General features: G+C 64.1%; 25 protein-coding genes and 1 pseudogene. 14 read left to right on the plus strand and 12 right to left on the minus strand.

Annotation, left to right across the window (positions count from 1 at the left end; translation table 11 throughout):
- The first annotated feature begins 8 nt into the window (after positions 1 to 8).
- The 10 genes from K307_RS02700 (at position 9) to K307_RS02745 (ending at position 10,429) form a co-directional block, all read left to right on the plus strand.
- Positions 9 to 2,414: a xanthine dehydrogenase family protein molybdopterin-binding subunit gene (locus K307_RS02700; protein WP_042876153.1), complete on the plus strand. Its 2,406-nt coding sequence runs from the start codon at positions 9 to 11 to the stop codon at positions 2,412 to 2,414.
- Positions 2,411 to 3,253 carry an FAD binding domain-containing protein gene (locus tag K307_RS02705; protein WP_042876154.1) on the plus strand — a complete coding sequence of 281 codons (843 nt, stop codon included), beginning with the start codon at positions 2,411 to 2,413 and terminating at the stop codon, positions 3,251 to 3,253. The genes K307_RS02700 and K307_RS02705 overlap by 4 nt, the downstream gene beginning before the upstream one ends.
- The gene (locus K307_RS02710; protein ID WP_042876155.1) at positions 3,250 to 3,729 is read left to right on the plus strand and encodes a (2Fe-2S)-binding protein; all 480 of its coding nucleotides are present in this window, start codon (positions 3,250 to 3,252) and stop codon (positions 3,727 to 3,729) included. The genes K307_RS02705 and K307_RS02710 overlap by 4 nt, the downstream gene beginning before the upstream one ends.
- A gap of 62 nt (positions 3,730 to 3,791) precedes the next feature.
- Complete coding sequence (locus K307_RS02715) at positions 3,792 to 4,475, plus strand: SRPBCC family protein (protein WP_042876156.1); 684 nt, start codon at positions 3,792 to 3,794, stop codon at positions 4,473 to 4,475.
- Between the two features lie 72 nt (positions 4,476 to 4,547).
- Positions 4,548 to 5,729 (plus strand): amino acid ABC transporter substrate-binding protein, encoded by a 1,182-nt coding sequence (locus tag K307_RS02720; protein ID WP_051974593.1) that lies wholly within the window; start codon positions 4,548 to 4,550, stop codon positions 5,727 to 5,729.
- A 67-nt stretch (positions 5,730 to 5,796) separates the two neighbouring features.
- Positions 5,797 to 6,660, plus strand: a complete 864-nt coding sequence (locus K307_RS02725; protein WP_042876159.1) for a branched-chain amino acid ABC transporter permease — start codon at positions 5,797 to 5,799, stop codon at positions 6,658 to 6,660.
- A complete protein-coding gene (locus tag K307_RS02730) occupies positions 6,657 to 7,649 on the plus strand; it encodes a branched-chain amino acid ABC transporter permease (protein WP_051974594.1) in 993 nt (330 codons plus the stop codon). Before K307_RS02725 ends, K307_RS02730 begins: the two co-directional genes overlap by 4 nt.
- Positions 7,649 to 8,431 carry an ABC transporter ATP-binding protein gene (locus tag K307_RS02735; RefSeq protein WP_042876160.1) on the plus strand — a complete coding sequence of 261 codons (783 nt, stop codon included), beginning with the start codon at positions 7,649 to 7,651 and terminating at the stop codon, positions 8,429 to 8,431. Before K307_RS02730 ends, K307_RS02735 begins: the two co-directional genes overlap by 1 nt.
- Positions 8,428 to 9,186 carry an ABC transporter ATP-binding protein gene (locus K307_RS02740; RefSeq protein ID WP_230625419.1) on the plus strand — a complete coding sequence of 253 codons (759 nt, stop codon included), beginning with the start codon at positions 8,428 to 8,430 and terminating at the stop codon, positions 9,184 to 9,186. The genes K307_RS02735 and K307_RS02740 overlap by 4 nt, the downstream gene beginning before the upstream one ends.
- A gap of 7 nt (positions 9,187 to 9,193) precedes the next feature.
- Positions 9,194 to 10,429 carry a DUF1116 domain-containing protein gene (locus K307_RS02745; RefSeq protein ID WP_042876161.1) on the plus strand — a complete coding sequence of 412 codons (1,236 nt, stop codon included), beginning with the start codon at positions 9,194 to 9,196 and terminating at the stop codon, positions 10,427 to 10,429.
- Between the two features lie 307 nt (positions 10,430 to 10,736).
- On the opposite strand, the gene K307_RS50835 is transcribed toward K307_RS02745, so the two are convergent.
- Both K307_RS50835 and phaP read right to left on the minus strand, forming a co-directional pair.
- A complete protein-coding gene (locus K307_RS50835) occupies positions 10,737 to 11,273 on the minus strand; it encodes a helix-turn-helix domain-containing protein (protein WP_419187135.1) in 537 nt (178 codons plus the stop codon).
- Between the two features lie 241 nt (positions 11,274 to 11,514).
- Complete coding sequence (phaP, locus tag K307_RS02755; RefSeq protein WP_051974596.1) at positions 11,515 to 12,057, minus strand: phasin family protein; 543 nt, start codon at positions 12,055 to 12,057, stop codon at positions 11,515 to 11,517.
- 209 nt (positions 12,058 to 12,266) lie between these two features.
- Here phaP and K307_RS48935 point away from each other — a divergent pair.
- Positions 12,267 to 12,413: pseudogene (locus tag K307_RS48935) on the plus strand (H-NS family nucleoid-associated regulatory protein); the annotation flags it as partial.
- Positions 12,414 to 12,802: 389 nt separating this feature from the next.
- A complete protein-coding gene (locus K307_RS02760) occupies positions 12,803 to 13,240 on the plus strand; it encodes a DUF3800 domain-containing protein (protein WP_042876163.1) in 438 nt (145 codons plus the stop codon).
- Between the two features lie 257 nt (positions 13,241 to 13,497).
- On the opposite strand, the gene K307_RS47330 is transcribed toward K307_RS02760, so the two are convergent.
- The 4 genes from K307_RS47330 to K307_RS02775 form a co-directional block, all read right to left on the minus strand.
- Positions 13,498 to 13,809, minus strand: coding sequence for a hypothetical protein (locus K307_RS47330; RefSeq protein WP_155301039.1), 312 nt, complete (start codon positions 13,807 to 13,809; stop codon positions 13,498 to 13,500).
- Positions 13,810 to 13,987: 178 nt separating this feature from the next.
- Entirely contained in the window at positions 13,988 to 14,866 is an 879-nt protein-coding gene (locus K307_RS48940) for a hypothetical protein (RefSeq protein ID WP_042876164.1), read from the minus strand.
- A gap of 1,001 nt (positions 14,867 to 15,867) precedes the next feature.
- Positions 15,868 to 16,287, minus strand: coding sequence for a hypothetical protein (locus tag K307_RS45300; RefSeq protein WP_155301040.1), 420 nt, complete (start codon positions 16,285 to 16,287; stop codon positions 15,868 to 15,870).
- Positions 16,288 to 18,407: 2,120 nt separating this feature from the next.
- Entirely contained in the window at positions 18,408 to 19,292 is an 885-nt protein-coding gene (locus K307_RS02775; protein WP_042876165.1) for a LysR family transcriptional regulator, read from the minus strand.
- A gap of 128 nt (positions 19,293 to 19,420) precedes the next feature.
- Here K307_RS02775 and argC point away from each other — a divergent pair, with 128 nt between their 5' ends.
- A complete protein-coding gene (gene argC / locus K307_RS02780) occupies positions 19,421 to 20,350 on the plus strand; it encodes an N-acetyl-gamma-glutamyl-phosphate reductase (protein ID WP_042876167.1) in 930 nt (309 codons plus the stop codon).
- A 488-nt stretch (positions 20,351 to 20,838) separates the two neighbouring features.
- Here the strand turns inward: argC and K307_RS02785 are convergent, their stop codons facing one another.
- The 5 genes from K307_RS02785 to K307_RS02805 form a co-directional block, all read right to left on the minus strand.
- The gene (locus tag K307_RS02785) at positions 20,839 to 21,297 is read right to left on the minus strand and encodes a phosphate-starvation-inducible PsiE family protein (RefSeq protein WP_153954727.1); all 459 of its coding nucleotides are present in this window, start codon (positions 21,295 to 21,297) and stop codon (positions 20,839 to 20,841) included.
- Between the two features lie 258 nt (positions 21,298 to 21,555).
- On the minus strand, positions 21,556 to 22,122 hold the full coding sequence (locus K307_RS02790) for an Hsp20/alpha crystallin family protein (RefSeq protein ID WP_042876172.1): 567 nt from the start codon (positions 22,120 to 22,122) through the stop codon (positions 21,556 to 21,558).
- Between the two features lie 72 nt (positions 22,123 to 22,194).
- Positions 22,195 to 22,476 carry a hypothetical protein gene (locus K307_RS02795; protein WP_042876175.1) on the minus strand — a complete coding sequence of 94 codons (282 nt, stop codon included), beginning with the start codon at positions 22,474 to 22,476 and terminating at the stop codon, positions 22,195 to 22,197.
- A gap of 81 nt (positions 22,477 to 22,557) precedes the next feature.
- Complete coding sequence (locus K307_RS02800) at positions 22,558 to 22,971, minus strand: Hsp20/alpha crystallin family protein (RefSeq protein WP_022535858.1); 414 nt, start codon at positions 22,969 to 22,971, stop codon at positions 22,558 to 22,560.
- 15 nt (positions 22,972 to 22,986) lie between these two features.
- Positions 22,987 to 23,427 (minus strand): Hsp20/alpha crystallin family protein, encoded by a 441-nt coding sequence (locus K307_RS02805; RefSeq protein WP_042876177.1) that lies wholly within the window; start codon positions 23,425 to 23,427, stop codon positions 22,987 to 22,989.
- A 304-nt stretch (positions 23,428 to 23,731) separates the two neighbouring features.
- Here K307_RS02805 and K307_RS02810 point away from each other — a divergent pair, with 304 nt between their 5' ends.
- Positions 23,732 to 23,962 (plus strand): ZrgA family zinc uptake protein, encoded by a 231-nt coding sequence (locus K307_RS02810; protein ID WP_051369776.1) that lies wholly within the window; start codon positions 23,732 to 23,734, stop codon positions 23,960 to 23,962.
- A gap of 123 nt (positions 23,963 to 24,085) precedes the next feature.
- Here K307_RS02810 and K307_RS02815 read toward each other — a convergent pair whose 3' ends face one another.
- The gene (locus K307_RS02815; RefSeq protein WP_196251508.1) at positions 24,086 to 26,110 is read right to left on the minus strand and encodes an ATP-binding protein; all 2,025 of its coding nucleotides are present in this window, start codon (positions 26,108 to 26,110) and stop codon (positions 24,086 to 24,088) included.
- Positions 26,111 to 26,342: the final 232 nt, after the last annotated feature.

A 26,342-nucleotide genomic window follows, 5' to 3' on the forward strand; every position in this document is an offset into this window, starting at 1 on the left:
AGCCGGCGATGCGGAACCAGACCTCCGGCCATCAGGGCATTGGCGCGCGGCTGCCGCGCAAGGAAGACGACCGCTTCCTGCGCGGCCGCGGCGACTACGTGGCCAACCTGCGCATGGCGGGCATGCAGGACGTCGCCTTCGTGCGCAGTCCGTTGGCCCATGCGCGCATCCGCGGCGTCGACAAACCCCCGGGTCTCGAACAGGCGGTGTTCGTACTGGCCGACCTGGAAGGCGTGCAGCCCATTGTCGCCAACTCCGCGCTGCCGGGCTTCAAGCGCTCGGCGCAGCCGGTGCTGGCCGATGGCAAGGTGCGCCAGGTGGGCGAGATGATCGCCATGTGCGTGGCGTCGGGCCGCGCGGAGGCGGAGGACATCGCGGCCCAGGTGTTCGTCGACTTCGACGAGCTGCCCGCGGTGGTGGACATGCTGGCGGCGCGCGAGGCGGCGTCCGCGCTGGTGCACGAACCGTGGGGCGACAACGTGTTCCTGTCCACCGCCATTGGCACCGACCTCGCCAACGAGGCCGCGCTGGACGCGATCCGTGCCAGCGCGCCGATCCATGTCGAGCGCACGCTGCTTACCGCGCGCCAGAGCATGGCGCCGATGGAAGGGCGGGCGGTGGTGGCGTACTGGGACAAGCGCGCCGACCAGCTGGTGGTGGTCACCGCCGCGCAGATGCCGCATATCAACCGCACCGGCCTGGCCGGCTGCCTGGGCCTGGACGAAGGCCAGGTCCGCGTGATCTCGCCCGACGTGGGCGGCGGCTTCGGCTACAAGGGCATCCTGTTGCCGGAGGAAGTTTGCGTGGCCTGGCTGGCGATGCGCCTGGGCCATCCGGTGCGCTGGATCGAGGACCGGCGCGAGCAGTTGACCGCCAACGCCAACTGCCGCGAGCACGCCTATCGCATCAGCGCCTGGGCCGACCGCGACGGGCGGCTGCTGGCGGTGGACTGCGAGGCGACGGTGGACTCGGGCTGCTATTCGTCCTACCCGTTCTCGGCCTGTCTCGAAGCGGCGCAGGTCGGCAGCATCCTGCCCGGCCCCTACACAATGGAGCGCTACCGCTGCCGTACCTGGTCGGTGGCGACCAACAAGCCGCCGATCCTGCCGTACCGCGGTGTCGCGCGCACCGGCGTGTGCTTCGCCATCGAGACGGTGATGGACGCCATCGCGGACGAAGCCGGCATTGAGCCGCACGAGGTGCGCCTGCGCAACCTGGTACGGCCGGAACAGATGCCGTTCGACAACATCACTGGGAAGCATTTCGACAGCGGCGACTATCCCGAATGCGTGCGGCGCGCGATGCGGGCCATCGACCTGCCGGCGGTACGTGCCCGCCAGCGCCGCGGCGAGGCCGACGGCCGCCGCATCGGCATGGGCCTGGCGGTGTTCTGCGAACAGGGCGCGCACGGGACCTCGGTGTACCACGGCTGGGGCATTCCGATGGTGCCTGGCCGCGAGCCCGCCGCGGTGCGCCTGACGCCCGACGGCGTGCTCGAAGTGCGCGCCGGCGTGCATTCGCACGGACAGGGCATGGAAACCACGCTGGCGCAGATCGCCAGCGAAGTGCTGGGCATCGCGCCGGCCAGGGTCCGGGTGCTGCTCGGCGATACCGCCAGCACGCCGTATTCCACCGGCACCTGGGGCTCGCGCTCGATCGTGATGGCGGGCGGCGCGGTCGGCCAGGCCTGCAAGCAATTGCGCGCGCGCCTGCTGCATATCGGCGCGCACCTGCTGGGCGCCGCGGCGCAGTCGGCGCGCTGGCAGGCAGGCGGCGTCGAGACCGACGGCGGCCGGGTCGAGCTGGCGGAACTGGCGCGCGTCTGGTACCTGAAGCCGCAACTGCTGCCGGCCGATGTCGATCCGGGCGGGCTGGAGGTGATGACCACTTACCAGGCCCGGCGCGACACCGGCACCTTCAGTTACGCCTGTCATGCCGTGGTGCTGGCGGTCGATACCGAACTCGGCAAGGTCGAGCTGCTGGACTACGCGATCGTCGAGGACGGTGGCGTGCTGATCAACCCGATGGTGGTCGACGGCCAGGTCTATGGCGGCGTGGCGCAGGGCATCGGTACCGCGCTCTACGAGGAAATGCGTTACAGCGAGGACGGCCAGCCGCTCGCTTCGACGCTGGCCGACTACATCCTGCCTGGCGCCAGCGAAGTGCCGGCCATCCGCATCGAACATATGGAAACGCCGGCGCCCTATACCGAATTCGGCCAGAAGGGCATCGGCGAAAGCGGCGCCATCGGTTCGCCGGCGGCGATCGCCAATGCGGTCAACGATGCGCTGCGCCCGCTGGGCGCCGCGGTGCACGAGCTGCCGGTCAGCCCGCGCGCGGTGCTGGCCGCACTGGCGCGGGCCAGGCCAGTCCCGCAACGCCACGCTCAGGCCCTGGCGGAGGTGCCGGCATGAAAGCGGCGCGTTTCGACTACCTGCGGCCGGCCAGCGTCGACGAGGCGGTTGCCGCGCTGGCGGCCGGCGAGGGCATGGCCAAGGCGATGGGCGGCGGCCAGTCGCTCGGGCCGATGCTGAACCTGCGGCTCGCCCAGCCGGCGCAACTGGTGGACCTGCGTGCCATCGCGGCGCTGCGCGATTGCACCAGCCTGCCCGATGCCGAGGTGCTCGGCGCCGGCGTCACCCACGCGGCGATCGAGGACGGGAAGGTGCCCGACCCCTCGCGCGGGCTGATGCCCTGGGTGGCGCGCGGCATTGCCTATCGCGCGGTGCGCAACCGAGGCACGCTGGGCGGCAGCCTGGCGCACGCCGATCCTGCGGCGGACTGGATCAGCGTGATGGCCGTGCTGGACGCCACCTGCATCGTGGCCGGTGCCGCCGGCACACGCCGCGTGGCACAGCCGGACTGGATGCTCGGCGCCTTCACCACGGCGCTGGCCGACGACGAGGTGCTCGCCGCCGTCAGCATTCCACGGCTCGGGCCGGCAGCGCGCTGGAGCTACTACAAGGTCAATCGGAAGACCGGCGAATTCGCCGAGGCGATTGCCGCCTTCGTCGCCGACCCCGCGCGCGGCGTTTGCCGCGCGGTGATCGGCGCGGTGGATGGCCCGCCGCATGTGGTCGGCGACGCCGCTGCGCTGGCCGCCGCGCTGGCGGCTGGCCACGGCGAGGATCTCGCCGAGACCGAATTGCGCGCCGCGGGGCTGCTTCCCGGCAACTACGAATACCAGGTGCACGCGGTGGCGCTGCGGCGCGCCGCGCTGGCGCTGGCCGAATTCAAGGAACCACATCCATGAACACGCTCGACATCAAGGTCAACGGCAAGCCGATATGCGCGACGGTAGAGCCGCGCACGCATCTGGCGGACTTCTTGCGCGAACAGCTGAACCTTACCGGCACCAATCTCGGCTGCGAGCAGGGCGTGTGCGGCGCCTGCACGCTGAGCCTCGACGGCGTGCCGATGCGCTCCTGCACCGTGCTGGCCGCCAGCTGCGCCGGCGCCGAGGTGCGCACCATCGAGGATTTCGACCGCGATCCGGTGATGGCGCAGCTGCGCGAGGCCTTCAGCGCCGAGCACGCCTTGCAGTGCGGGTATTGCACGCCGGGGATGCTGGCGACCGCGCGCGACATCGTGCTGCGGCTGCCAGATGCCGACGACGCGCGCATCCGGCACGAGCTTTCCGGCAACCTGTGCCGCTGCACCGGCTATGTGGGCCTTGTACGCGCGGTGCGCCGCGTGCTCGACGCGCGCCGCGCCGGCCTGCCCGCCTGAGCGCCGGGGCCGACCCGTTCCACGACCGCCATTCCCACACGACAAAGCCACAGGAGAGCACGATGCAGCTCCAGCAGTCCTTCGAAGTGCCGTTCGCCCCCGATGCGGTATGGCGATGCTTCGGCGATACGGAAGGCATCGTCGCCTGCCTGCCCGGTGCCGCGCTGAGCGGGCCGGGCGAGCACGGCCGGCTGCCGCTGACCATGACCGTCAAGCTGGGCCCCATCGTGGCGGTCTTCGCCGGCGAGGGCCAGATCAAGCTGGACGACACCACCCGCAGCGGCGCGGTGACTGGCAGCGGCGCCGACCGCAAGAGCGGCTCGCGCGTCAAGGGCGAGGCGGCATTCTCGCTGCACGATACCGGCGCGGCCACCGGCAGCGGCGGTGCGGCTACCCGCGTCGACATCGCCGTCGACTACGCGATCGCCGGCAGCCTCGCGCAGTTCTCCCGCGGCGGCATCGTACGCGAGCTGGCCGCGCGGCTGACCGAAGCATTCGCCGACAACCTGCGCAAGCGGCTGCAAGCGCATGCCGAACTGCCGGCCCCGGCCCCGGCTTTGGCTTCGGCAGGGGCAGCGGCGGCGCCCGATTCGGTTTTGACCTCATCGTCGGTTTCGGCTTCGCATCCCGATTCCGCTGCCGTCCCCACGCCGTCCGCCGCCGCACCGCTGGACCTCGGCTCGCTGTTCTGGCCCGCCTTGTGGGCGCGGCTGCGCAGCCTGCTGGGCCAGCGCCCGCATTCCTGATTCCGACGATTTACCCGCAAGCGAATAGACCTTAGACCTCCCGCCCCCACATTCCATCCAACGAGGCTGAACATGAAATTCAAGCTGTTGATCACCGCAGGGCTGCTGGCCGCCAGCGCGCTGGCGCACGCCCAGTCCACCATCCGCATCGGCGCGCCGCTGGCGCTGACCGGCGGCCTGGCCGATGAAGGCAAGAAGCAGCAGGTGGCCTACGACATGTGGCTCAAACGCGTCAACGCCGCTGGCGGCATTAGCGTGGGCGGCAAGAAGATGAAGGTGGAGCTGGTCAGCTACGACTACCAGTCCGACGAAAAGCGCGCGCAGCAGATGGCCGAGAAGCTGATCACGCAGGACAAGGTGGACTACCTGACCGCGCCCTTCGGCTCCGGCCATACCAAGGTGGTGGCGGGCGTGGCCGAACGCTACGGCGTGCCGGTGATGGCCTCGGTGGCGTCGTCCGAATCGGTGTTCAACCAGGGCTACAAGTACCTGTTCGGTACGCTGGCGCCGAATGGCGGCCTGGTGGACGCGATGATTTCCACCTTCACCACGCAGATGCCGACGGTGAAGAAGATCGCCATCCTGGGGCGCGAGGACGTGTTCCCGCGCTCGATGGCCGCGACCATGAAGGACCATGCCGAGAAGGCCGGCCTGAAAGTGGTCCACAACGAGTACTACCCGGTGGGCGCGCTCGACCACTCGGCCTCGCTGTCGCGCATCAAGGCCGCGGGCGCGGACTGGATCTATGTGACCGGCTATACCAAGGACCTGATCCTGGCGCGCAAGCAGATGGCCGACCTCGGCGTCACCGCGCCGGTGATCACCATGATCACCGGCCCGGCCTACCAGGAATTCATCGACGGTCTCGGTCCGCTGGCCAACAACGTCAGCAGCGCGAGCTGGTGGCACCAGTCGTCGCAATACAAGTCGAGCGACGTGTTCGGCTCCACCAAGGCCTTCTACGACGAGTTCGTGGCGCGCGAGAAGCACGATCCCGACTACGTCCATGCCTCCTCGGCCGCGGCGCTGATCGCGCTGCAGATGGCCATCGAGAAGGCCGGCACCACCGACCGCGCCAAGGTGCGCGACACGCTCGCCTCGCTCGACGTGCTGACCTTCTACGGCCCGATCAAGTTCGGCCCCAACGGCATGAACACCGCCCGCGACCTGCCGATCATCCAGGTGCAGTCCGGCAAGGTGGCGGTGCTGTTCCCGCAGGCGGTCAAGCAGGCCAATCTGCTGGCCGTGAAGTAAGCCAGCTTTCGCGCGGCGGCGCCCGGTGCGCCGTCGCTACTCAACGCTTCGCCGCGGAAATGTCGCCATGAGCCTCTATGCGCAAATCGCGGTCAACGGGCTGATGCTGGGCGCGCTGTATGCCTGCATCGCCGTTGGCTTCTCGCTGGTCTGGGGCGTGCTCAACGTCATCAACATGATGCACGGCTCCTTTATCGTGCTGGGCGGCTACCTGGCCTACTTCGCCTGGTTCCACCTGCAAGTCAGTCCCTTCGCGATGCTGTTTCTGGTATCCGGCCTGCTGTTCGTACTGGGTTTCCTGCTGCAGTACGGCCTGATCAACCGGGTGGTGGCGCAGCCGGTGCTGACCACGCTGACGCTGACCTTCGGCCTGGACATGATCCTCTACAACTTCATGAACCTGTGGTTCGACGCCACGCCGCGCCGGATCTCGCTCGACCTCGGCCGCCTCGACCTGGGCGGGGTGATCGTTCCCAACGACCGGCTGCTGGCGATGCTGCTGGCCTTCGCCATGACCGCGCTGCTGTACTACGTGCTGCGCACCTCGCGCATCGGCCGCGCCATCGTGGCGGTGCGGATGGACCGTGACGCCGCCGCGCTGATGGGCATTCGCGTCAATCGCGTCTATGCCATCACCTTCGGCATCGCGGCGCTGATGGCCGGGGCTTGCGGCGTGCTGATGTCGGTGGTTTTTCCCATCACCACCAATATCACCGGGCTGCTGCTGGGCAAGGCGTTCGTGATCTGCGTGATCGGCGGCCTCGGCACCGTGCCGGGCGCGCTGGTCGGCGGGCTGGCGCTGGGCCTGATCGAGAGTGTCGCCGGCAATTTCCTGGGGGCGCAGGCCGCCATCCTGATCGGGGCTCTGGTGATGCTGGCGCTGCTGATGACCCGTCCCACCGGACTGATCGGAAAGCGAGGTTACCAATGAACGCCAATCGCCTGCGCCGGCACGGCGCCCACCTCGGCTTCGCCGTTGCGGTACTGCTGCTGGCCGCCGTGCCCTTCGTCGCCGACAACTACTATGTGCGCCTGGCCACCTTCGTCTGCATGTATGGCGCGCTGGCGCTGTCGTGGAATTTCATCGGCGGCTATGCCGGCTATCCTTCGTTCTCGACCGCCGCCTTCGTCGGGCTGGGCAGTTATGTCAGCGGCTTGCTGCAGAATGCCGGGGTGCCGATGGTGCTGGCGTGGCTGGGCGCGACGCTCTTCGTCACGGCCTTCGCCGCGCTGGTCGGCGCGGCCATCCTGCGCATGAAGGGACACTATTTCGCCATCGGCTCGATCACGCTGGTCGAGGTACTGCGCATGGTGACCTCGCTGTGGGTCGATCTGACCGGCGGCGGCGACGGCCTCAACATCCGCATCCTGCCGGGCGGCCCGGATTTCGCCGGCCGCGTGTTTCTGTACGCCATGCTTGCCGTGATGTTGTGCGCGTGGCTGACCACGCTGCTGGTGGACCGCTCGCGCCTCGGCTTCGGCTTGCGCTGCATCAGCCAGAATGAGGATGCGGCCGACATGGTCGGCATCGACACCAACCGCTACAAGACCGCGGCCTTCGCGCTGTCCGCCGTGTACTGCGGCACCGTCGGGGCCATCTATGCGTCGTGGGTGTCGTATATCGCGCCGACCGATGCCTTCGCCATCCTGCTGACGCTGAAGGTGCCGGTGATGGCCATGCTCGGCGGCCTGGGCACGCTGTATGGGCCATTGGTCGGCGCGACCGCCTTCGTGCTGATGGAGGAGACCATCTGGGCCCGCTTCCTCGACTACCACCAGGCCATCCTCGGCGTGGTGATCGTGCTGCTGATCTTCTTCCTGCCCGGCGGTTTGCTGAAGGTGGACTACCGCCGCCTGCTGCTGCCGGCACGCGGCCACACGCCGCGCCGCGCCGCGGCCCCCGCCCCGGAGGTGCGTTGATGCCGCGACTGCTCGAAGTGAACGGACTGAACAAGCGCTTTGGCGGCCTGCATGCCACGCGCGATGTCAGCTTCTGCCTGGAGGAAGGGGAGATCGTAGGCCTGATCGGTCCCAACGGCGCCGGCAAGACCACGCTGGTCAACCTGATCACCGGCATAGTGCGCGCCGATACGGGCTCGGTGGTGTTCCGCGGGCGCGATGTCACCGCGCAGCGGCCCTGGCAGGCGGCGCGCGGCGGGCTGGCGCGCACCTTCCAGATCGTGCAGCCGTTTCCGCAGATGACCGTGCTGGAGAACGTCAGCGCCGGCGCGCTCTTCGCCGGCCATGCGGCAAGCCGTGCCCAGGCCGAGCGCGAGGCGATGGAGCACCTGGAGTTCGTCGGCCTTGCCGCCGAGGCGCACCGGCCCGCCACCGCGCTGACGCTGCCGTCGCGCAAGCGGCTGGAGCTGGCCAAGAGCCTGGCGATGCGACCGCGGCTGCTGCTGCTGGACGAGGTCAACGCGGGCCTGAACACGGCAGAGATCGGCCAGGCGCTGGCGCTGATGCGCGCGATCGCCGCGCGTGGCGTCACCATCCTGCTTATCGAACATCTGATGAAGGTGGTGATGTCGCTGAGCCAGCGCATCCTGGTGCTGCATCACGGCGAGCTGATCGCCCAGGGCGAGCCGCAGGCTGTCATCCAAGACCCGCGCGTGGTGGACGCCTACCTGGGTAGCAAGTTCGCCGCGCGCCAGGCCGCCCACACCAGCCAGTACGTCGCCACCGCGGAGGAGCAGGCATGAACGCCGTTTCCATGATGCCGGCGCCGGTGCGCCAGCCCAATACGCCCTTGCTGCAGATCGCCGGGCTGACCGCCGGCTACGGCGACGTGCAGGTGCTGTGGGGGATCGACATCGAGGTGCCGGCGGGCGAGATCACCTGCATCGTCGGCTCCAACGGGGCGGGCAAGTCGACGCTGCTGCGGACCATCTCCGGCATGGTGCCGGCCACCGGCGGCCGGCTGACCTTCGCCGGCCAGGACATGACCGGCGCCGCGCCCGATGCCATGCTGCGCGCCGGCGTGGCCCATGTGCCCGAGGGGCGGCGGCTGTTCCGCGGCTTGTCGATCCGCGACAACCTGCTGCTGGGCGCCTACCTGCGCAACGACAGCCGCGCCGACATCGCTGCCGACCTCGATTTCGTCTTCACCATGTTCCCGATCCTGAAGGAGCGGCAGAAGCAGGACGCCACCACGCTGTCGGGCGGGGAACAGCAGATGTGCGCAATCGGGCGGGGCATCATGTCGCGGCCGCAACTGCTGATGATCGACGAGCTGTCGCTCGGACTGGCGCCGCGCGCGGTGGAAAAGCTGGGCGAGGCGCTGGTGGAGATCAACCGTACCGGCCTGACCATCCTGCTGGTCGAGCAGGACGTGCTGACCGCCTTCGACCTGGCCCGCCACGCCAATGTGGTGGAGACCGGCCGCGTGTCGCTGTCCGGCGAAACCGGCGCGCTGGCGGAAGATCCGCGGGTGCGCCAGGCCTATATGGGCATGTGAGGGCGGCATGACGAACCTGACCGATCGTGTCGAAGCCAACCGGCGCGCGCTTGCGCGCCTGCTTGCGGTGCAGCCGGCCTGGTCGGCGGTGCGCCGCGCCAGGGAGGCGCTGGGGCTGCCGGACCGCACGCTGTTGCATGCCGGCCCGCCGCTGCACGACCCCTGCCGGCCGCCCGCGCCGCTGCTGTCGTCCGCCGTGCTGTGCTGCCTGTACGAGGGTTGGGCGGCGAACGCCGCCGAGGCGCAGCGCCTGATCGCGGCCGGCACGGTGCGGCTGCGCCCGGCGCAGGACTTCCGCGCGGTCACGCCGTTGGCCGCGGTGATCTCGCCTTCGACCATGCTGGTGGAGGTATGCGACCTTGCCGGCGGCGCAGGGCGCGCCTGGTCGCTGCTGGGCAGCGGCGCCGGGTCGCAGCTGCGCTTCGGCAGCCGCGACCCGGCCATCCTGACGCGCCTGGCCTGGCGCGACGGCCCGCTTGCCGCCGAGCTGGCGCGGGGGCTGGAAACGGGGCCGCTGCCCTTGCTGCCGCTGGCCGCGGCCGGCCTTGCCGGCGGCGACGATCTGCACGCGCGCACCAGCGGCGCCAACGCCGCGTTGTGCCGCGCACTGGTGCCGCGCTTGCTGGCCGGGTCCCCCAGTGCGAACGAACAGGCCCAGGCCGTGGCCGACATGCTGGCGCAGACGCCGCTGTTTTTCCTGACCCCGTGGATGGCTGCCTGCCACCTGATGCTGGACGCCGCGGCCGACGCCGGCAGCGATCCCGGCGCGAGCCTGGTGGTTGCGCTCGCGGGCAACGGCGAACGCGTGGGCATCCGCCTGGCCGGGCAGCCCGACCGATGGCACACGGCCGCCGCCGAACCACCGGCCGGCCCCCGCCTCAACGCGCTGGCCGCCGCCGCCACTGCGTCGCCGGTGATCGGGGACAGCGGCGTGATCGATGTCCTGGGCTGCGGCGGCCAGGCGCTGGATCGCGCCCCGGAAGTGGTGGACGCGCTGGCGCCATGGCTGCCGGCCGACTGGCGTTCGCGCGCAGGCGGGCTGTTGGCCGGCAGCCATGCGGGACTGGCGCCGGCAGGCCTCCCGGTGGGTTTGGATGCGTCCGCCGTACGGCCCGACCGCACGCCGCTGGCGGCGATCGCGATGGTGGATGCGGCGGGGGAGTTGGGTTTGCTGGGGCGGGGTTTGTATCTTCCGCCGGCGGCTTTGTTTATCGGGGCGGTGGGCGCTGTGGGGGCTATCTAAGGCCATGGAGGCCGGCAGCGACCGCGCCTGGCGGCATATCGCACCGGATGGGAATGGCGCGATGGCGTACCAGGCGCGGCATTCCTGGACGTCCTGCGCGGGTGGCGTCCATGCAGGCAAAACGAGACACACCGAAGTGCCGACCAATTTCAGCGACCGACGTCTCCCTGCTTCCCATCATCGCCAGAGCGGCTCGACGCTGTTTGGCACGACCTGTGGGTGAGGCGACCAAGTGACCCAGAATGGCGGTTGACTCGGCCTCGGCCAAGCGTTCGCGCGCCTTTTGAAGCATCGGCATTCCATCACCTTACCCGAGCGGTTGCGGGCGCAGTGCTGTCGGTTCGATGCCGAACATGCGCTTGTGCGTCCGGGTAAGGTGAGCCGAGTCCGCAAATCCTGCCTCATGCGCGGCCTCGGTCCAGGACGCGCCGGACATGACCGCCTCGATGGCCAAATTGATGCGCAGCCATAGGAGGTACGCTCTGAACGAGCTGCCGGTCCCGGCGACGAACAGATGCCGAAAACGACTCTCCGACTGAGCGACCGCTGAGGCCACGTCACTCAATAAGAGGGGATTTCGAACGTTTGAGCGGATATAGTCCAGGGCCCGGCTAAGACGCGGGTCCAGGTCTTGGTTCGGCCTGGTTGGGGTCCCACATAGAGGGCTGGCCGGGATTCGCAAATATCTGAAGCTTAAGATATTTGCGAATCCCGGCCGACCCTCGACTACGGAAGGTGCAAGGAATTGGGCCGCAAAGTCAGTGCGTATCCAAGTTGCAAGCCGACGATGCCAAGAACCTAGCTGCTTCGCTGAAGTGGCGAGTTCCCGTGGGGGGCGGAACACCGTATTGCGGCCCAAGCTATTACACCTTGAAGCCCTTCCTGATCACCGATTCGTCAAGCCACAAGACATCACAGCGCACAGCCAGGTGCGACTCGAGGGGCAGGATGGCGAAACGAGGGAGTGCATGCCGTATAGAAATCAGGAGCCGACGTAAAGTCTAGACATAGTGCACCATCTGTCGCAGAAAGCCGGAGCCGCCTCCTACGGCATGCCCCCGGTGACACGCGTCACGCATCGAGCTTCAGGCCTCGGAATCTTCGGGAGTGCTCGATTCTGATTCCATTTCACCGCCGCCGAGGGTGGCATTCGCAAGCTCAGCCGTTTCCTTCGTTACTTGCTGGACTGACAAGTAAGCAGTCTGGGCTGCGTGGATGGCCGACTTCACGATGGCCACGGTCGACTCCGAAGCAACCGGGCTAGCTTCCGAGACCTTCGCAAAGAAGGCCAGCAACTTCTCTGCATTGGCGGCTTGGACGCCTTCAATAAACGCTGAGAAATCAAGCTGGGCGGCATCGGAAATCTCAGAAAGTTGACGGATGTAGCTCAGGAATTTCTCTTGCGCCGGCTTGATGGTCTCCTCGTGGAGCGCCAGGATTTCTTGAGTACTCGTTGCGGATAGCGCTTTCAACGTAACATTGGCGCGGTCAGCGAAATGGGCCCTACTTGCTTGCAGGTTCAACGCCGCAAGCCGCTCCAGGCTTTCGAAGACCTTTAGTGTCAGCCCGCATAAGGTTTCCAGGCTGGCACGCTGCGCGGCGGCGATCTGTTCAGATGTAAGGAACATCTGCGTCTCCTTTATCGCATTTATCTTCAGAGCCGGTACTCTAACCGCTGACGATGACAGCGCAGTGACCAATCGGCTCCGGGTTTACACGATGGGAATCATCTGGGCATGGAGTCTAGAGTAGCTCAGCGAAACTAACCCTTGGTTTCACGCATTGCACCATCCTTTTTCGGCAACGTCCTTGTCGCCGATCAATTTGCAAGCCGCCGGGCTGTTTTGCGCCCAAGCCAGCCGTCCGCGCCCGTTACCACAATGCCGAGGGCCAGACGTGGAACGGGGAAGGGGAGATGCCGGATTGGCTGGCGCGGGCAGTCCGCGCAGGACAGAGCGTGGACCATTTCCGCGTTGCTCCCTAGCATCAGGCTGCCTGTTGAGAACCGCTCACCCACGCTTTGGAAGGCTGCGCCACCAATTCATGGTGCGGATCTAGTGCCATTTTATCGGAAGGGTCCCGAAACCAGGCTCGTTTCGGGAATGCTAGACCGCAGGATGTGCTTCTTAAGCCACTGCGCGTTCACCGCGCCGCCCTCGGCATGCGTGCCGCTGCCCGGACAGTTGGCCGTCCAGGGTTGATATGCAAGGGCAACACCCCATAATGATCGCGTAGCGGCGTCGCGGTTTAAACGATCCGCTCGGCCCGGAACTCCCTGCGACAAATTGCGTCGTGATCGTAAGCGTACTTGGAGTACGTCAGGTCCGGGTACCGCAGCATTCCGATAGCCTCCCTCTGGGAGGCTATTTTCATATGGCGATCACCATCTATCTCGACGAAAGCGGTTGCCTAGGCTGGCAACTCGGTGCCCCATACCAGCGTGGCGGCTCCAGCTGGCATTTCACGCTGGCGTTCCGGGCGCACCCCAATGGCCTGTATAACTACATGGCCAAGCTGCTGTTGCTCGATGTCATGGCGGAGCATGACGCGGTGTGCTTCATTCCCGATGCGCGTTCGCTGAAAACGGAGCTCAAGCACGCCTTGCACGACTACCTCCGAACCGAATTGGCCGTGCGGGGCGCCATGACCAAGTTGCAGACTACCCCATGGGAAAGCAAAGACTGCCTTGCGCTACAGTTCACCGACATCCTCGCCGGCATCGTCTGGGCGCACCATGAGTTTGGCAACAGCGTAGCGTACCGCGCTGCAAGCCAGGCAATTCGGCAGAAGACGTTGTTCTTCCCGCGGTGAGCTAAACGTCCTCAATTGGCTGCAACACACTCAGTGCGCGCTAGCGCGTTAAACGTGAGCGCGAACACTTCATACAGTGAGCGGGCAGATCAAGATGGGAAAGGGCCCAAGGCGCGTTCAATAAGGCGAATCGGATAGCGTCCGTTCGGCAATACTTCACTTGGAATACTTTGGCGCGCGGAAATCACCCGGCGGGCTGCGTGCGCCCCGCTCGGCGATTCGCTCCCGGCGAATGAGGTCAGTCAGGTCCGGAATAGCTATCGACGGCATTCCTCCATGTTCTCAATCGCCAGTTGGAAGTCGAGTGGCGTTTGACGGTCCACATCCGTTGCAGCCATGAGCTCACGGATAAGATAGTTCAGGAGGGCAGGCCCTGCAGCTTTCAACGCGAGCGGAGGTCCCTTTGAAGTATTCGTTTCTGACAACCATCTGCTGCGCCGGGCTAAGCCTGGGGTGAGCGACGACCAAGCATGGCCGACGTCGCCAGCGACGTCGCTTGGTCCACGTTCCTTAGTGTTTGGCAGCTTGACCTTGCTCATACGGCCCAGCACGAAGTCGCGGAAGTCCATCTTCTCCAGCTAGTAGCCGCAGACATGCCAACGGCGTCCCGTCTTAATGATGCTGTGAGGCTCGAGGATTCGCTCGTGCGGCTCCGGGTTGTTCATGGAGATGTAGTTAAACCTTACCCGCCGTCCGCTCAACACGTCGGTGGTGAGCATTGGGGCAAGACAACGAGCCTTGACACAGCTATCGCGTACGAATATAGGCGTCGAAGAGGCCCGCATGCAGGCCACGTAAAGTCTTCCGTCGTTCAACCAAATCATGCTGCCGGCCTTCGCGCTCAAGGAGCAATAACTCCAGCATGATTCGCATCCCCTGTTCGGGTAACGTGTGCGTCGAGGGCTCGGACCGGCGTAGGAGGGCGGCAAGCCCAGGTTTTTCTGTCAATGCCCACGCCGGAAACCACGCAAGATCATCGATTGTGCCGTCACCGTCGAAATTCGCATCGAATACCCGCCGTAGCGCCAGCAAAGGCGAATCACCGAGCGCTTGCATCAGCACGCCAAGCTTCCTCGGCGACAACCACGCAAGTTCGGCCAGGAGCGGCCACGCCTGTTCAAGTCCCTGGAGCCGGTAGACAGCCTCGGCCATCCAGGCGAGCGTGATTGGAATACGTCGCCACGACCCGATCCGCTTTATGCTTTCGCGTGCCGCAGTCCACTCCGCTGCGCGCATCCATAGCGGCGCGGAATGCCATTCCGGCATCTCGCGGTGAAACGGCAATTGCGAGGCGGCTTGCGCAACGGCTCGCCACAGCGGTATGCACCATGCCATGCCAGCCGCGTCGCCGAATGCGCGGCGGGCCGCCGGCACGCTCGGCGAACACCATGCCTCACAGGTGTCACGTAGTGCCGTGTGACTAGTGATGGGCCCTTGGACGGGATACTCAAGAACGCGTACCAGTATCTCGAGGGTCGGCACGAGCGCGTCGGCTGGATATTCTGCGGCCAGCCGACGCAGTGCTTCACGCCCCGCGGCGGCATTGCGTTGCTCAAGCGCTGCAAGCACGTCATTGCGAAGCATGACATCGCGGCTGTGTTCGAAGAGGTCGAGCTGATTCGTCACGGCGTTCAGGTTGGTATGTCCGATTCCAGCCCTGTAGGACGCTCGGAATCACCGGGAGGCAACAAGTCTGCGAGGAATGGTAGCTCGTGCGCCCAAGACGGGCAATTGGCGACGGGTAACTGCTGTGCAACATACGAGGGCTCGGTGGCCTCATACACGTCAGGCGTACCTGTTTCTGCGAAGGGTACGTCCAGAGAGGGTTGGCCGCGGCGCTGGGACGGGCCGAGCGGGCCGAAGCGGAGGGGGCGCTGGCCAGCCAACTGCTGGCAGGCCGTCCGTATTGCATTGCACTGCATGGGGGCCGCCAGTCCTCGGACAACTGCGGATAGCGCTGGGGCCATGTATGCGTCAAATTTGACCGTACAATCTCGCATCTTCGTTGGGGGCACAAGGGCTATATCAGCTCGCGGCCCCTCGCATTAACGCCTTACTGCAACGTGGCGCAACGATAGGCAAGGCCTACGCGCGACTCGGCGACCGACACGCTTGAGCACGGCGCCGATGACGCCCTTGGTCCAGGACTGGCTTGGCCATGCGTCGACGGAAACCGCCCGGATGTGCGATCAACGGGCGCTGCCCCCGGAAGCTCTCATTGTGGACACACCCAGCCCCCAGAGCTTAGACATTATTGCCGGATATGTCGCACGACCTGACCGCGGTCAACGCATACCTCTGCCGCCTGGCGACGTCTTTCACAGACCGGAGCGAGTCTGAGCAGCGCGGTGCCGCAGCCGGTAAGGGACCCCGGCTGGCCGCTACCCGGTCGTCTCTTCCCGACCCGGTCATTCGCCAGGTCAGAGTCGGATGGCTGAAGTGGCCGATGAAGCGACCATCGCCAACCTCGGACTGGATGACCGCTCGTCGGCGCTCACCGGACCTTCCGCAGGCAGAGCAACTTGCTTAACCGCAATCACTCAGAGCCCCTAGTTCGCCGCTCCGGTGCCTTATCGTCGCGAGTCCGATGAATTACGGTAGTTTCAACGCGCTGGTTGACCGCCAGTCTACTGTGCGTCCCGCAAGGCTTTCTCCCATGCTGGGGCCTCCTCGGGGAGTTCGCGATAGCAGTCATGGTTCGCCAGTTGTTGACCACTTGTGATATCGACCAGCGTGCACCACATGTTGAAGTGCAATGATCCAGCTTGATAGGCGACCTGTTTCCCGCTTTCCCAAAATATCCATCTCCACACAAATGGATCTCCTTCGATTCGACGGATAACATGCCTCCGCTGGGCGATAACCAAGGTGGTGGGGTAGCTCTGACCGTCCGCAAACGGATAGCTCTCTGTCCATCCTTCAAGGTCATGCGGCCCCGCCCGATGTGCTGACTCGATTGGCTTGTTTGCCCTCGATGACTGAGCTAAGGCAGCAACAGTCAACAGGAGCATGCCAATGATCGCCAGCTTTCTGCCTGTGCTTTGCATGGTTGATGGGAGCGGATCCGGGCGAGAAAAACGTCACCAACTTCATTCGTACCTTCGTTGCAAGCCCCACGGGGCGAAGGCTGGGGCGGGCAGCAAGTAGTGTGCCACTATGGGATCCAGGATGTCGAGTTCGCCAGAATTGCGTCCGGCGGCGCGATGACATCCATTTGCTCTCGACTTGGATGACCGCTCGTCGCACCTCACCGGCCATTCGTACTCGGAAGCCGGATGCCCGCTCATCGGCCAACTCGGCCGTCCGCCGGGGCACGGGCGGATGGCCGAATCTGGCCGGCCTGCCGCCGTTGCGCTTCCGCCAGCCTTGGCCAGCAACGGTTAGCCGCAGCGCGCGGGGCCAGGAAGAACGTGAGGCCGGCGTTGCCGGGAGCCGGCGATAGGGCACGATAACGCTATCAGGCGATGAGCGGCATGATTTTCGGTGAAGTCCCGGCCTTTTCAAAGGTGATCACTGCCGTCGAAGAGCTTGAGCGCCTCGTAAATTCGGAGAGTCAATGATGAAGACAAGGTTGGTTCGGTGGGACGGTCAAGCGAGACACTTTCACCCGGAGATTCCTGGCTGAAACGTAAATCCATGTCACAGCAAACCGTCCGCGTTTGTTGTGACCGCAAATTCAGGTCATACGCTAGGTGGTTGGTGAATCCAACGAATGGGCGTATCGAGGCGATGCAAGTGGATATATTGAACATAACGCCCGTACTGAGAAATTTTGCTGATTGCCGGAGAGCTATGTTTGATTCGGATAGAAGAGCAGCGTTTCTCCCTGCGCCGCCAGCACCTCAGTCGGCTGTCGACGCGCAGGCGCTGGACACGGCAGCAGAATCGAAATGCGCAGCGGCATATACGGCGTGCGGTGTCACGTAACTCACAAGCCCGCCGCTGCGGAAAAACAGATCGTGTCAATCCTGCAAAGGCGTGACATCGTTGCGAGACAGGCTCGTGTAGGCTCGCAGCCTATCGACTCTTGCTTATCCAGTGTCATTTCGCCATGGCGCCATACCTCCGCATCGCCGTCCGAGCACTCGGCGTCGGCGCCGTCATTGTGATCATCGCCGTAGTCTCACGGCAAGTCTATCTGCGAGTCGCCTCGGCATCTGACTTCGCCGGCGCGGATGAGGAACCCGCGGCAATGCTGTTGATCCGCTGTGAGACGATGCATCACCGCCTGCAGAATCGGCACAGGCCTGCGGACACGGCGTATGCTGACGAGCCGCCACGCGCTCGTTGTAGGGAGTCTTGAGTCGGAGAGCGTCTGCTCAGTCCAGCAGTTCACGCTGCTTGCGTGAAGCTGGCGGTCCACAGCAAGCGGTGAGGCAGATGACCTTGGTTCGTCCCGTTTGACGACCTGCAGCCTAGTTGCAGAGGTTACCAACACATTGCAGCCATGTTGGAAAGAAGCCTTCCGGCCGACAGCGAGCACAATGTGCCAACGCAGGCGCCAGGCAGCGCCACGACCCCAGTACTAAACGCGCGCGACTTGGAACCCAGGCAAAAGAAAGCCCGCTGCAAAGGCGGGCACGAATCCCTTGAGGAGAAAGGGAGGAGACGGACGTAGTATAAACCCTTATGAAAACTTCTGCAGACCGTGCTGTGGTGGTTATCCTGTTGTGGCGGGAACTACGCGGTCTGCCATCCATTTTTCCCCTGTACGCGCGTTACCCAAATCCCGCTTCCAAAGTACAGGAACCGGACTTGGAAACCTGACGCGCCATCTGGCCAGGCATGCGACAACGGGACCTGAGAGGTGCCCAATCTGTAATTTCATGATCACGAAATTATGTCTGTCGCAACGGCACCTGAGAAATCCGCATTGCGGACCAATCTAATACACCTTGGCGCTCTTTCCTGACCGAAGACTCCTCAAGCCGTAAGGATATGGAAGACCATAGCCACAAGCCGGTACCGTCTAGCCAGTTGTTGCCCGGTACATGTTTCGGTGGGCGCAGAAAGGATCCTGCGATGCTGCTGCACGACAAGGATTCTCGGCCGCCTTCGATCCCCATTTCGGTCAATCAAATTTCTACAAACCGGCCATTCATTCGCCGTGGCGTGCAATAAGGCTACCGTCCCAGCGAGAATGAACCGAAGCTGCGACTGGCAACTACTACACCAATCGCAGATCCCACAGCACATCAAGTACGTGTTGGGTGGAGCGTTCAACGTACCCCGCACGATGCGCGATACCGAGCCGACGCCATAACGCCGGGCGCAGCGGACGCATGACGATGCGCTTGTCCGGCAATGGCGTGGTGGCCTCGTGGGGCAACAGCGCCGCGCCGTAACCCGCCGCGACCAGACTCTTGATCGCGTCGTTGTAGTTGAGCTGAATGCGTGGTGCGGGATGGTGTCCCGCGGCCGCGAACCACTCCGCGGTCTGACGCGAGAGGCGCGTGGTCGCGTCATTGAGAATCAGAGGCTGGGCGGCGAGCCATTCCGGCGTGACGCGGGCCGGGCACTGCCAATGCGCCGGCACGAAGGCCATCACGGGGTCGCGGCGCCAGGGCTTTATCACTAGTCCGGCCACCGGCGGCTGAGGCAGTGCAACCAGCCCGATATCCAGCGTGCCGTCCGCCAGTCGGGACAGTGTTTCCTGCGAAGTGAGGACCGCAATCTGAATGTCGATGGCGGGATGCTGCTGGCGCAGCACCTCGAGCGCCTGTGGCAGCAGGTGCGCGATCGCGCCAGTCGACGCACCGAGCCGGGCGCGCCCTTCGAGCCCCTCCACCTGTCGTTGAATATCGTCCAGCGTCTGCTCCGCATCGGCCAGCAGCCGACGCCCGCGCTCCACCAGCACCTCTCCGATCGCCGACGGTCTTACCTGTCCGCGTTTTCGCGACAGGAGCGGTGCCCCGATGCGGTGTTCCAGTTCAGCGATGTGGAGGCTGACCGTGGGCGGCGCAAGGTGCAATGCACGCGCTGCCTCGGCGAATGAGCCATGGTCGGCAATGGCGACCAGCGTGCGCAGGCGGTCCAGGCTGATTTCTCGCATGTTGGCTCCAGATTCAGGAAAACTAAATGTCAAGGTTGTGAAATTCAACTTTCCCTATTCTAGTGGTCCATGGAAGATGGGGCTCCTTCGACGTGTTACCCCCCTTCAGTCACCGGAGTATTCCTCGCATGAGCTCTCCCCTGGTTTTTATCGACGGCGACCAAGGCACCACCGGGTTGCAAATCCACGAACGGCTGCGCGGCCGGACCGACCTCAGCCTGTTCACGCTTGCCGCGTCGGAACGCAAGGACCCACGGCGTCGTGCGGAAGCCATCAATGCCTGCGACATCGCCATCCTCTGTTTGCCCGATGCCGCCGCACGCGAGGCGGTGAACGCCATCGTCAATCCCGCCGTCAGGGTGATCGACGCAAGTTCCGCCCACCGCACGCATCCGGACTGGACATATGGCTTTCCGGAAATGGCACCGGGACAGGCCGCGCGCATCGCGAACGCGCGACGGGTCACCAATCCCGGCTGCTATCCGACCGGTGCGATTGGCCTGCTGCGTCCCCTGGTGCGGGCCGGGCTTGTCCCAGCCAGCTACCCGGTCAGCATTCATGCGGTGTCCGGCTACTCCGGACGCGGGCGTGCCGGCGTGGAGGAGTATGAGGGGCCGGATGCCGTCAGCGCGCCGGCATTCCAAGTGTATGGTCTGGAACTCGCGCACAAGCACCCTCCGGAGATCCAGCAGCACGCCGGGCTCGCGCAGCGCCCCATCTTCGTTCCCGCGTATGGTGCGTTCCGCCAGGGCATCGTGCTGACGGTGCCCCTCGCGTTGCGGCTGCTGGCCCCCGACCTGGATGGCGCCACGCTCCACGCATGCCTCGCCCGCCACTATGCCGGGGCGGCCCATGTACATGTCCTACCGTTGCACGAATCGTGCGCTTTAAAGCACCTGGATCCGCAAGTGCTGAACGGTACGAACGACATGCACTTAAGCGTATTTCCTAACATGGAACACGGGCACGTCCTGCTGTCCGCGGTTTTCGACAATCTTGGCAAAGGCGCATCCGGCGCCGCGGTTCAGAACCTGAACCTGATGCTCACGCAGCAATAGTGGCCGATGGCGTGAGCTAAAGGTCGGCCGCACCCATATGCCAACGATTGCTGCCTGGTCGTGGCCGTCGAATGTCTCATGCTGGCCGTACTCGGCAATTCGCAGTGGGGCGCGGGGTCGAGCTCTGGTGGACCGACGGGCAACTTCCGTTGCCGACCCACTCCTGCCCTTGGATACATCACATCCTAACGGCAGCTTTCGAGGTCCAACGGTCATCCGTGAGCCCGCGGACGCCGAAACGTTCACGGCCTTTCCGGACGGTCACGGATCGCGGGAAAGGGTCGATCAACGCTGCGCCGTGGGTGTCCGTCTCCGGAAGGGCGGCGGGATCACTCCCAACCCGGAGCGGCCTGTAGCTCACCGAAACGCGGTCGGCTCGAACAGCTCTTGAATAAGGATGAGGCGCGCGAGAAGGTGACGGGGCTCTGCTCACCCTTTGCAATCGAGCGTGGCCGGCGCCTCCGCCGCGAGAGCGGCGGCGATCAATGTCATTCCGGGGAGCTTTCCGCTTCCACCGGATCATCGCGCTGACGCATGAGCCAATAGACCCCGCCCAGTGCCAGGAGTGCGGCGGCCAGTGCGCCAATTCGGTACGGATCGGTGTTCGGATCAAGAATGATGAATTTGCGCGCGATCGCGAGCAAAGCAATCAGCACGACCGTTTTCACCTGCACGATATGGTCGCGTCGAAGCATCACGCGGATGATGGAGTGCTTGAATTCCATCGCGATCAACAACGTCATGATCATGCCGAAGACCGTCTGGAACACAGCATGATCCAGCGGGTTCAGCGCTTCCCACACGAGCAATACGACTACCGCGCGGATGAGTTGCCACATTGATATGGCGATGATTACGGAAATGACGCCGCTCAGGATATACGCGACTGCCTGTTCGAAGCGCTCGTAAAAGCCAAGGACGCGCGGCTCCAACCGCAGTGCGTCCATCACTCTGCTGGCCACATTTCTGTTCTCATTCATGGTGAGCTTCCATGTTGTTCATGGTTGCTGTCGTATGCGGGTTGTTTCCAGCTATACCTGTGTGGGTCAAGGTTTCCTTGCTCGTTGGAGGTGCGAACCTCCTTTGAGCGTGTCGTATGCGCGCCGTTAGCGGCGTCGGTCCCGCAGTGCCGCCGGGTGGCGTGGCGAATTATTGCCACGTCACCCGCCGGGCACGCTACCGTCCGACCCTACACGCCGAGGAACTTACTTGATCTCGATCTTCCTGACCGCGGAGCGCGCGGAATCCGTTTTCGGCAAACGAAGCGTCAGGACGCCCTTGTCAAACTTCGCATCCGCCTTGTCGACGTCGACCCCTTCGGGCAGCGGAATCGTGCGAGTGAATGAGCCGTACGACCGTTCCAGCCGGTAGCAGCCATTTTCCTCGCTCCTCGTGTCCTGCTTCTTCTCGCCACGCAGGACCAGGACGCCGTCATCGATGAACGTCTGCAAATCCTCGCGACCCAATCCCGGCAACTCAGCGGTGATACGCAGCGCGTCGCCGTCGTCGACGACATCGATGCGCGGCTGGAACTGCGACGAACTGAAGTCGCCGAACCATCGGTCAAGACCGCCGACGCCTGCGAAGGGATCGTGCAGCAACTCGCCCATCGCCCGCCACGGGTCCGACGAAAAGAGCAGGGACGCATCGGGCCACCCGGTCAACCAATGCTTCGACGTTGGCGCACTGGACGAAGGTTGCTCGTCGGCTTTTTCGGTTTGCGTTTTGCGCAAGAATTTGAACGGGTTCCATTTGCTCAGATCGGTGTTCATTTCATCCTCCTACGAATTGCATGGTGATTGACATGAAGTACGCTCGGAAAGGCCCGACGCCGCCAAGACGTGCTACGCGGCGAAACCAAGCGCTTGCACCGGTTCGCCTAACACACCGCGATTGATCAGTTGCACGGCGTATTGCATGGCGTCGCGTTCGGCTTCCTGCCGGCTGCGCCACCGCTCGCCGTAACGCGGCAGATGCCAGTCCGCTAGCACTTCGCCGTTCATGCAAATCTGTACGATCGCCACATAACCGTCAGGAGCGGATACCGGCGTTTGAATGTGTCGAACCGGCACTGCACGGATGTTGATTTGATGCCCTTTCCAGGATTCCTGTGTCACGTCTTTCATAGCGAACTCCGAGAAGTACAGTGGTGGCGATCCGCGGGCGCCACACCTGGTTTCCTCATTGTCGCGATGGTGTGCTCCGGCTTACCCGAGCTTGACCTCTATGCGACGAGGCCGGGCTTTTTCACTGCGCGGAATGCGTAGCTTCAGCACACCGTCCTGCAGGTTCGCCTCGATCTTGGCCGTGTCGAAGTCTGGACTCAGCGTGAAGGCTCGGAAGTAGCTCGGTGCCGGTATTTCGGCATGCAGCAGCCGCAAGCCGTCGGGTGTCGGCACGCTGGCCTCGGCCTCGATCACGAGGTTGCCGTCCTGCACCTTCACATCGAGCCGGTCCTTCGAAACGCCGGGCAGATCGGCGACAACTGTGATGCCCGTTTGGTCTTCGAAGACATCGACGGCCGGCACGATAGTTCCCCGACGTTCCCCGGACTTCGCCTGCGTGCGCGGCGTCACGCGGGTTTTCTGTTCGCGCTCGACAACTTGAGTGGTATCGCTCATGGCTCTCTCCTCAAATCATTGGACCGTAATCGACCGGGGCCTGGACGACTCATGCTTGCTGACCGTCACGCACAGACAGCCGTCGACATAACGCGCCTGCACCTTGTCGGGGTTAGCGTTCTGCGGGAGTTCGATGACCCGCCTGAAGGTGCCGGCGAAGCGCTCCTCGGCGTAGACCTTCCGGTCGCTATCGCCATCGGGGACTGATGGTTTGCGCTCGCCGCTGATCGTCAACAGGCCCTTGCCGATCGAAACGTCGAGTTCGGCCGGTTTCATGCCGGGCGCGAAAGCGACGATCTCGATGGTGTCGTCGGTGACGCCGATGTTGACTTGCGGGAACGCACCGCGCCTGACGGAGCGGATGCTGGATGGGAAGCCCCCGAAGAGTTCGTCGATCTGCCGCTGAAAGCGGTCGAATTCGCTGAAGAGGTCGTTCCCGAAGTAGAGATCACTCATGGTCGTATCCTCCTTTCATCCACAAAAGGAAGGCGAACGGGCGTACGCGCTCCAGTTCGCCTGCCAGATACCTGACAAACAAATGAAACACGCAGCGCGATAACGCGACTGCCTGAGCGAGATTCAAAATAGGAACGCCTCCGCGAAATTTCAAGAGGTCGCAGGGTCACGTCGCCCGAGCCTTGAAATCCGCTCTGTCGCCCCTATTCTCGACGCGCATTGCGTTTTTTCACAAGGAGGCGAGTATGGATTTCGATGTGGAATGGCTGACGCTGGGCAAACACCGGGCGTCGCGCAACAAGCCATGGCGCGATTGCGCGATGGCGAGGCAATCTTCGTAACATCGCCTGCCGCGGGTTGCCACCTGGAGTCCGTGCAACTCGATTTCGGCGCGTTGACGCCGGCATTCACAGCCGCCAGCGACAGCGCCGCTGAGGCATCGCCGGGCGCGACTCCGGGCGGTGAACATGCCGATCTGGATGCCGACTACACGTTCCGCTGCAAGGCGCCCGCAGCGCTCCATCAGGTCGCGTAGCGGCCGACATGCGATCGATCGTGCCAAGATGTTTGTCGGAAAACCGGGCATCCGGGTTGATGCCATCCACGTGGCCAATGGACGCTGCCCGCCCTGCGAGCGACCTCTTTGGAGGCTGGCAAGTTATTCCACCGCCGGAAGGTGCAGCGTAACGGTCGTGCCCTTGCCTACTTCGCTCTCAAGAGAAGTATGGCCGCGATGCAGCAGCACAATCTCGCGCACGAGGGCGAGGCCCAGACCATCGCCGGCGGACCCGCGCTGCAGCTTGCCGCGGAAAAACTTGTCGAACACCAGCCTGAATTCGTCGACTTTGATCCCCATGCCTCTATCGGTCACTTTCAGCACGGCGTTGCCGCTTTCGTCCGACGCTCTAGCGACCGACACGTTGACTTCTCTCCCAAGGCCGTACTTCACGGCATTCTCGAGCAAATAGCGTATCACGCTGGCGAGGGAGGCGGAGTCGCCCATCACATAGACTGGCTCTCGCGCAGACTCCAGAGTCACCCGGTTATCGTTCCCAAATTCTGCCTCAACAACGTCTCGCACGAGACTTGCGAGATCCACCCGGCGAAACGTCATCTCGGATGCTCCAAGGGTTTCCAGGCGCGTCAGTTGAAGATGATTTGAAACGAACTGGCTGATGCGCTGGGCTTGCGAACGAATCGTGCGATAGATGCCAAGGCGTTTTTCCGGGGGGATCAGATCGGCGGCGAGGAGGTCGGCATATCCGACGACGTTTGCGATGGGAATCTTGCTTTCAGCTTCTACGGTAGCAATGAAATGCGATCTGACCCGTTCCTCGCGCCGCATTGCGCTTACGTCGCAGACAGACACCACGCAGCCAGCGCCGTCGCTGGTATGTACAACACGGATTGCATAGCTGGATGAGTCCGCTATATCGAACTCGATAACGCTGCTGAAGTCGTGTGAGGCTGCGGTCCGGTCGATCTCCGCAAGCAGTTCGGACGGGGTGGCTGAGTCCCGCGTGGGACGTTGGCCTCGATACAGAAGGTCAACGAACCGTTGTGGCGTGGCGCCGCGCAAGTCCCCAGGCGAAGCGCCTAGGGTGTCGCACAGCCCGCCGTTGGCGTCTTCCACCTGGCGATCCTTATTGAAAATGGCAACGCCGCCCGGCACGGCAAAGAACAGCGCATGCAGGTGCTGGTTCCTTTCTCGTAGCCGGCGGCTGACCACTGCCTCCCGATGCGCCAGCTTCGCCATCCTCATGATCGACTTTGCTTGGCGCATCTGGACGAGGATGATCAGTGCGGATACCAAGCTTGCGATGCAAGCGACGAGGAGCAGCCTGCCGCGGTACACTGATAGTGCTTCATGGCGGTTGTAGCCGACCACAACCGCTAGGTTTCCTCTCGATAGCCGATGTACGCCATAAATGCGCTCGACGCCGTTCAGTGGGCTGTTCTCCACCACTTCGGCGTGGGCCGCGGCAACTACAGCTCGCCGGGCTGAGGAGCTCGCCGGCAGTGGCTGCCCAGGGTCGTAAACCGACCCGCTCCAACGCACCCGGTAGATGAAGTCATTGGTACCCAGCAGACCGATTGCACCCTGGCTGCCCAAATGGATGATGCTTTGGGAGATGTTCGTCAGCGAGAGTGGGTCAAGCGACACCGCGACGACCCCCAGGAAACGGCCTGTCGGCGCCACGATTCCCTTGGAAAGCAGGACTACCCAGCGACCTGAACTACGCCCCCGCAGCGGCTTGCTGACAAACAATGTTGGCCTGGGATTGTTGGCATGTACGCTGAAATGCTCGCTATCGCCTACGTCAAGCGCTTCGAAGGTCGGATTGGTCGATGCCCTGAGGACGCCCCTTTCGTCCAGAATCGCGGTTTGAAGGAAGGATTCGGCACTGAGATGACCGTTGCGGGTCCATTCGGCAAGCGGCAAGTCCGGACCTCGTTCGATGACGGCGCCGCCTACCAGAGAGGTCAGTTGGTCCGCCTCCATCAATGTGCGCTCGACGTGCTGGCCAAGGGTATAGGCAAGACGGTCGGCATCGACCTGGATCCTGCGTAATTCGCTGCCTCTGTCCCACCCGGCCCACAGGGCGGATCCCAGCCAGACCAACAATAGGAGCATGAATGCCGAAATACCCGGGGTGATGGTGCCCGCGGTGCCTTCCGCCACTACCGGCCTATATATCTCCAGACCCATGAATCCTGGCCACCCCGAAAAAAAGTAGGTACAGACAGCCGCTAGAGGCGCCGTCGAACGGCGAGGTGGTGCAACTGCCGGAGCACTAGGAAGGCCGGTGCGTGGTTGCGTCTCTCTCCAATACGTGCAAATATGATAGCAACATACTTGTATATGTGCAAAATCGATATACAATGCACGCACGGAGCTTTGGGGTGCGTCACAT

This window comes from Cupriavidus necator A5-1 (assembly GCF_000744095.1).
GTDB classification, from domain to species: Bacteria; Pseudomonadota; Gammaproteobacteria; order Burkholderiales; family Burkholderiaceae; genus Cupriavidus; species Cupriavidus necator_A.